Origin of the sequence: Methyloceanibacter sp., from assembly GCF_050728395.1 — a bacterium.
Taxonomy (GTDB): domain Bacteria; phylum Pseudomonadota; class Alphaproteobacteria; order Rhizobiales; family Methyloligellaceae; genus Methyloceanibacter.
On sequence record NZ_JBOHJB010000143.1, the window covers coordinates 1 to 5,221 of the forward strand.

At 66.1% G+C, this 5,221-nt stretch carries 6 protein-coding genes; 4 read left to right on the top strand and 2 right to left on the bottom strand.

The annotated features are described in order from the left end of the window. A partial coding sequence (locus ACREC7_RS15590; RefSeq protein ID WP_431556612.1) for a sodium:solute symporter family transporter occupies positions 1-508 on the top strand: 508 nt, incomplete at its 5' end. Positions 509-538: 30 nt separating this feature from the next. Continuing rightward, positions 539-1,531 (top strand): prolyl aminopeptidase, encoded by a 993-nt coding sequence (pip, locus tag ACREC7_RS15595; protein ID WP_431556613.1) that lies wholly within the window; start codon positions 539-541, stop codon positions 1,529-1,531. A gap of 161 nt (positions 1,532-1,692) precedes the next feature. Here pip and ACREC7_RS15600 read toward each other — a convergent pair whose 3' ends face one another. Continuing rightward, positions 1,693-2,133 (bottom strand): secondary thiamine-phosphate synthase enzyme YjbQ, encoded by a 441-nt coding sequence (locus tag ACREC7_RS15600; protein ID WP_431556614.1) that lies wholly within the window; start codon positions 2,131-2,133, stop codon positions 1,693-1,695. A gap of 41 nt (positions 2,134-2,174) precedes the next feature. Beyond that, positions 2,175-2,603 (bottom strand): hypothetical protein, encoded by a 429-nt coding sequence (locus ACREC7_RS15605; RefSeq protein WP_431556615.1) that lies wholly within the window; start codon positions 2,601-2,603, stop codon positions 2,175-2,177. 220 nt (positions 2,604-2,823) lie between these two features. Between ACREC7_RS15605 and ACREC7_RS15610 the strand changes: the two genes are divergently transcribed. Next, positions 2,824-4,596, top strand: coding sequence for a hypothetical protein (locus tag ACREC7_RS15610; RefSeq protein WP_431556616.1), 1,773 nt, complete (start codon positions 2,824-2,826; stop codon positions 4,594-4,596). A gap of 169 nt (positions 4,597-4,765) precedes the next feature. After that, positions 4,766-5,221: sulfite exporter TauE/SafE family protein (locus ACREC7_RS15615; protein WP_431556617.1), on the top strand; the 456-nt coding region annotated here is incomplete at its 3' end.

Below are 5,221 nucleotides of genomic sequence, written 5' to 3' on the forward strand. Positions count from 1 at the left end.
CGCCGGCAGCCTCGCCGACGACGTCATCAGGCTGGTGGACCCGCGCAGTGAAGTTCTCCCCCGCCTGATGGTGGCGTGGGTGGCGATCGCCGCCACGGCGCTCACCGCCGGCGTGTTTCTCGCCCTGGCCGAGATCGCCGTGTGGCAGGTCGCCATCATGGCCTTTGCCGCCGCGGCGGCAACCTTCTTCCCGGTGCTGCTTCTCGCCATCTGGTGGAAACGCTGCAATTGGCTCGGCGCCATGCTTGCCCTTGTCCTCGGTTTTGCAACCATGGCTGCCGCAATGGCACTTGGGGATGCGCCCATCGCCGGTCAATTTCGCCTTACCACCGTCCTCACCGCGCTGATCGGCGCTGGGCTCGGGCTGATCGGAGGCTTGATCGGCAGCCTGATTGGACCGAAGCCGACGCCGGCTGAGCAGGCCTATTTCGAGGAGCTGCGCGATCCCTCAGGCGATGCGCTTTACGATCGCGCCCAGCGGCGCGCCGCGGCGGCGGCAAGTCAATAGCAGTCTTCACTCCCCAACAGGGGCGCCATCATGCAAGATCGCTACGACATGAACGAGCGTCAAACACCGGTAGGCGAGCGCTTGGGCCTCTTCCCTGAGATCGTCCCCTACCGAACGGGACGCCTCAAGGTTTCTCACCTGCATGAGCTTCACTTCGAGGAATGCGGCAATCCTGATGGCAAGCCCGCCGTGCTGTTGCATGGCGGCCCCGGCGGAGGGTCCACCGCGGTGATGCGCCGCTATCACGATCCGTCACGCTACCGCATCGTGCTGTTCGATCAGCGAGGCTGCGGGCGTTCCACCCCGCATGCCAGCATCGATGAGAACACCACCTGGCATCTCGTCGACGACATCGAGCAGCTCCGCGAGCATCTCAACATCGAGCGCTGGCAGGTGTTCGGCGGCTCCTGGGGCTCGACGCTCGCGCTTGCCTATGCCGAGACGCATCCGGAGCGGGCGACCGAGCTTGTGCTCCGCGGCATCTTCACGCTCCGGCGCGCCGAGCTCGAATGGTTCTATCAGGAAGGTTGCAGTTGGATCTTCCCCGAGGCGTTCGAGGACTATCTGCGCCCGATTCCGGTGCCCGAGCGCGACGATCTGATCGCAGCCTATTACCGGCGGCTCACCGACCCAGACCCCGACGTGCAGCTCAAGGCCGCGCGCGCGTGGAGCGCGTGGGAGGGCAAGACCTTGTCGCTCTTGCCTGACGCCGAGCGCGTGCGCCGCTTCTCCGAGGACGCCTACGCGCTCGCCTTCGCCCGCATCGAATGCCACTACTTCATCCATGGCGGCTTCTTCGATGCCGACGACCAGCTGATCAGGGCGGCAGACCGTCTCAAGCGAATCCCTGGCGTGATCGTGCATGGCCGCTACGACGTGGTGACGCCGGCGAAGATCGCCGTGGATCTCGCCCGCGCCTGGCCCGAGGCCGATCTGCGGATTGTCGCCGACGCCGGTCACGCCATGACCGAGGCCGGCATCGTGCATGAGCTGGTCACCGGCACCAGGCGCTTTGCCAGGTGAGGCGGCTCAAACCTCATGCTGAGGAGCCGCCATCCTTCGTCGAGCCACCTCATCGTGAGGGCGAGCGAAGCTCGCGTCTCGAAGGAAAGGTGGCCTGCTCAGGATAGGGGGCGGCGTCGCGAAGCATGAGCTCACTCTTCGAAACGGGCCTTCGGCCCTCCTCAGGGTGAGGATTGATGCGATCCGATAAAGCTCAGCGCGATGGTGCGCTCATGCGGCGCGTCGCGATGCTCGATGAGATAGACGCCCTGCCAGGTGCCGAGCACCATGCGCTCGCCCATCACCGGAATGGAGAGGCTGACCTCGGTCAGCATCGATTTGATGTGGCTCGGCATGTCGTCGGGCCCCTCCTCGGCGTGGGTGTAGGGGGCGTCCTCCGGCGCGAGGCCCTCGAGCGCCGTCATCAGGTCGCGCCGCACGTTGGGATCGGCATTCTCCTGAATGGTGAGCGAGGCCGAGGTGTGACAGACGAACACGGTCAGCAGCCCATCGCCCGCGGAGATTTCGCGCAGCCAGCGCCGCAAATCTTCCCTGATGTCGATGAAGCCCTTGCCGCGTGTCCGCACGCGGAGCCTGTGACTCGATTGGCTAAGCTCGGCCATCGATCAGGCGAGCGCCGCAATGGCAAGACTGGACCGAAGGCTCAAAGCGGCTGCCCCGCCTCATGCTGCTTCAGGTCGCGCACCAGGTCCTGCAAGCGGCGGATCATCTTGTTGACGAAATCGGTCATCTCGTCGAGGGCAAGCCCGGGAAATTGCGTCGACGGGTTGGCCGGAAGCGGACCCGCATCAGCTTCCTTCTCTTCCGCCTTGGCGAGCTTGTCCTTGAGTTCCCGGTTCTCGCGGCTGAGGCGGTCGACCTCCGCTTTGAGCGCAAGTGAGTCGTCGGCAACGCTCTCGCAGGCCCAATGGTCGAGCTTCTGGCCGCACACCGACATCGCGCCGGTGGCGCTGTCAAGGCGCCAGACGCTGTCGCCAACGGCGTTCATGGTGTAGCGGCCGGGAGCCTCTGCGGCGCAGCAGGGCGACGCGGCGAAAAGGACGAAAGCAAGGGCGAGCAGTCTCATGGTCATGGCCTCTCCCCTCCTCTGATGCCCTGATGGTCCTCTCCGCTCGGGGGCTTGGCAAGTCCCACGATTCTCGCGAGCAAATGTCCCACAACGGGGCGCTGCTTAACCCAAAATTTACCCCAACTTGCCACGGTGGTGAGGACCGTTCGGTGGCGCGTCTCCCTTAAAGACCAATCCCAAATGAGCCCACCGGACAGGGCATCACTTTCGCCAGGGGAACGGGATGGCTCCGGAAGTACGTTGGCAAGCGAGCGGTGCCGCCTCATCAAGCGGCAGCGAGACCCTTGCGCCCGATCGGGAGAGCGTCGAGAGCCTGCTGCGCAAGCTGATCAAGCGGATCGAGGAGAGCGAGCGCCGCTATGAAGAGGCGCTGGATGAGTTGCATGCGCGGCTCGGCCAGGTCTCGTACAGCGCAAGCGTCAGCGAGGCCCTCGGCACGCCGGAAGAGACCGAGACTCTGGAGCGGCTGCGGCACCAGCTGAGCGATCTCGCCCGCCGGCTCGAGCAACCGCAGCCGAAAAAAGAGGTCGAACGCCTTCCTCGGCTGGACAAGGCCCTTGAGGAGGTCCGCGCCGTATCCGCCGGTCTTGCCTTGGCCGAGCCCGACTGGTTCGCGTCATTGTCGGCTTCGCTCGCGGCGGCCGAGGCACGCGCGGAACCAGAGCCCGCGCCTCGTCCTTTGCCGGAGGACGAGCCGCGTTACACTTCGCCGCCTTTTGCGCCTTCGCCTTCTATTGACGAGGATGCCGACTTCGACCGCCGTTTGATCGACATGGCGCAGCGGCTCGAGCGCTCGATCGGCGAGGCGATGCCGTCGTCGGCGATTGCGAAGCTCAATACCCGCATGGAGGAAATCTCGGCGCGCTTCGAGGCGGCCCTGGCGCAAGCGCCAAAGCTCGAGACGCTGCACCATATCGAGCGGCAAGTTGCCGACATGGGGCAACAGCTTGGCCGGGTGGAGCTTGAGGCCGCGCGCATCGCCGCGGTCGAAGGCCAGTTGCAACGGCTGATCGATCGCCTCGAAGCCACCCCGGCTCAGATTGAGCGGACGGCAAGCAAGGCGGCGCAGGAGACCGCCCGTCTCGTCGGCGAAACGGGACTCGGCAAGCCGAGCGCGGCGGAGCGGCTCGATGCGCTCCACCGCGACATCGTGGCCATGAATGAGCGCAACCTTGCCACCGACGACCGCCTCGTCGACACGCTCGCGGCGATGCACGAGTCGTTGAAGGGGCTCATGCAGCGGGAGCGCGACAAAGCGGCGGTAACGGCCTCGCGCGAGGCTCCGCCGCGCTTGGAGCCTGCTGCAACAGAGGTCGCCGCTGCCGAATTCGCTGAAAGCCAGCGGCCCGTGGTTGAGACACAGGCTACCGTGGGCGAGCCGCCGCGCCCACGCACGACCTTCATTCGGGATATTCCCTTCGAGTCGACCGAGGATCTGGTCGCTGCCGCCCGTCGCGCCGCACACGCCGCCGCGGCGCGGGCCGAGGAACGGAGCGCCGTGCCTCCGCGACAGGCGCGAGTCGCAGCAGAAACCAGGCCAAGCGAGGAGCCGGGCCGGCACAAGATCTCGCTTCTCATGGTGGCCGCCGCCATCCTGCTCATGATCAGTGCGGCGCTGCTTCTGACCAGGCTCAAGTTGAAGCCAGATTTTGACGCCCCTCCGCCTGCGGCCGAGCAGAGCATGCCGGCGCCCGCCGCCGAGGCGCCTCCCTTGCCTGACATGCCGCTCCAGACCGAAGTCAATCCGTCACCTGCGGGCGAATTTGCGCCCTCAGATGCGGCAATGCCCGCTCTGCCTGAGTCCGAAGCGCCGGACGCCGCGCCCGCGGCGCCCAATCCCATCACGCCATCTCAAAGCCCAAGCGGCATGGGAGCGCGCCCACCAGTGCGCCTCGGCGAGGAAACCGATCAAGCCCCCGTCCAGCCGGTGTCGCTCAGCCCCTCCGGCAGCCGAAGCCTGCCCCCCGGCGTCAGCGAGATGGTCGTCGAGCCCTAGGCTCGCGACAAGGGCCCGAAGCCGGGTCGCCGCCACCGGACAGCGGACCTTCGTCTGATTTTTTAGCCACCTCCGATGACAAATTGGTAAGGCGGACGGTTCGCGCATTGACAGAGGCGTTTCCCGCGAACACCTTGCAAATAGCACGAAAATCAACTCTCCCGGCCCAATGCTCCAGGTCTATCTGCCTGTCGCCGAAATCTCGGTGAATCTCCTGGTCATGCTGGGCCTTGGCACGGCCATCGGCTTTCTCTCCGGCATGTTCGGCGTTGGCGGTGGCTTCCTGCTCACTCCGCTCCTGATATTCTCGGGCATCCCGCCGGCAATCGCCGTGGCAACCGGCGCCAATCAGATCGTCGCCTCCTCGGTGTCGGGGGCTCTGGTGCAATGGCGCCGGGGCAACATCGACTTCCGCATGGGCCTCGTGCTCATCATCGGCGGCGTGGTCGGCGCCGTTGCCGGCGTGCTCCTGGTCGGGCTGTTGAGCAGGCTCGGTCATGCCGACGTCTTCATCTCGCTCGTCTACGTGACCTTCCTCGGTGTCATCGGATCGCTCATGCTGGTCGAGAGCGTGGCTGCCATCCGGCGGACGCGCGCCGGCCAGCCGGCCAGGGCGCGGAAGCCA

Coding starts and splice junctions, on each gene's coding strand:
- ACREC7_RS15605 (WP_431556615.1), bottom strand. CDS start 2,603: ATGACCATGAGACTGCTCGCCCTTGCTTTCGTCCTTTTCGCCGCGTCG.
- ACREC7_RS15610 (WP_431556616.1), top strand. CDS start 2,824: ATGGCTCCGGAAGTACGTTGGCAAGCGAGCGGTGCCGCCTCATCAAGC.
- ACREC7_RS15600 (WP_431556614.1), bottom strand. CDS start 2,133: ATGGCCGAGCTTAGCCAATCGAGTCACAGGCTCCGCGTGCGGACACGC.
- pip (WP_431556613.1), top strand. CDS start 539: ATGCAAGATCGCTACGACATGAACGAGCGTCAAACACCGGTAGGCGAG.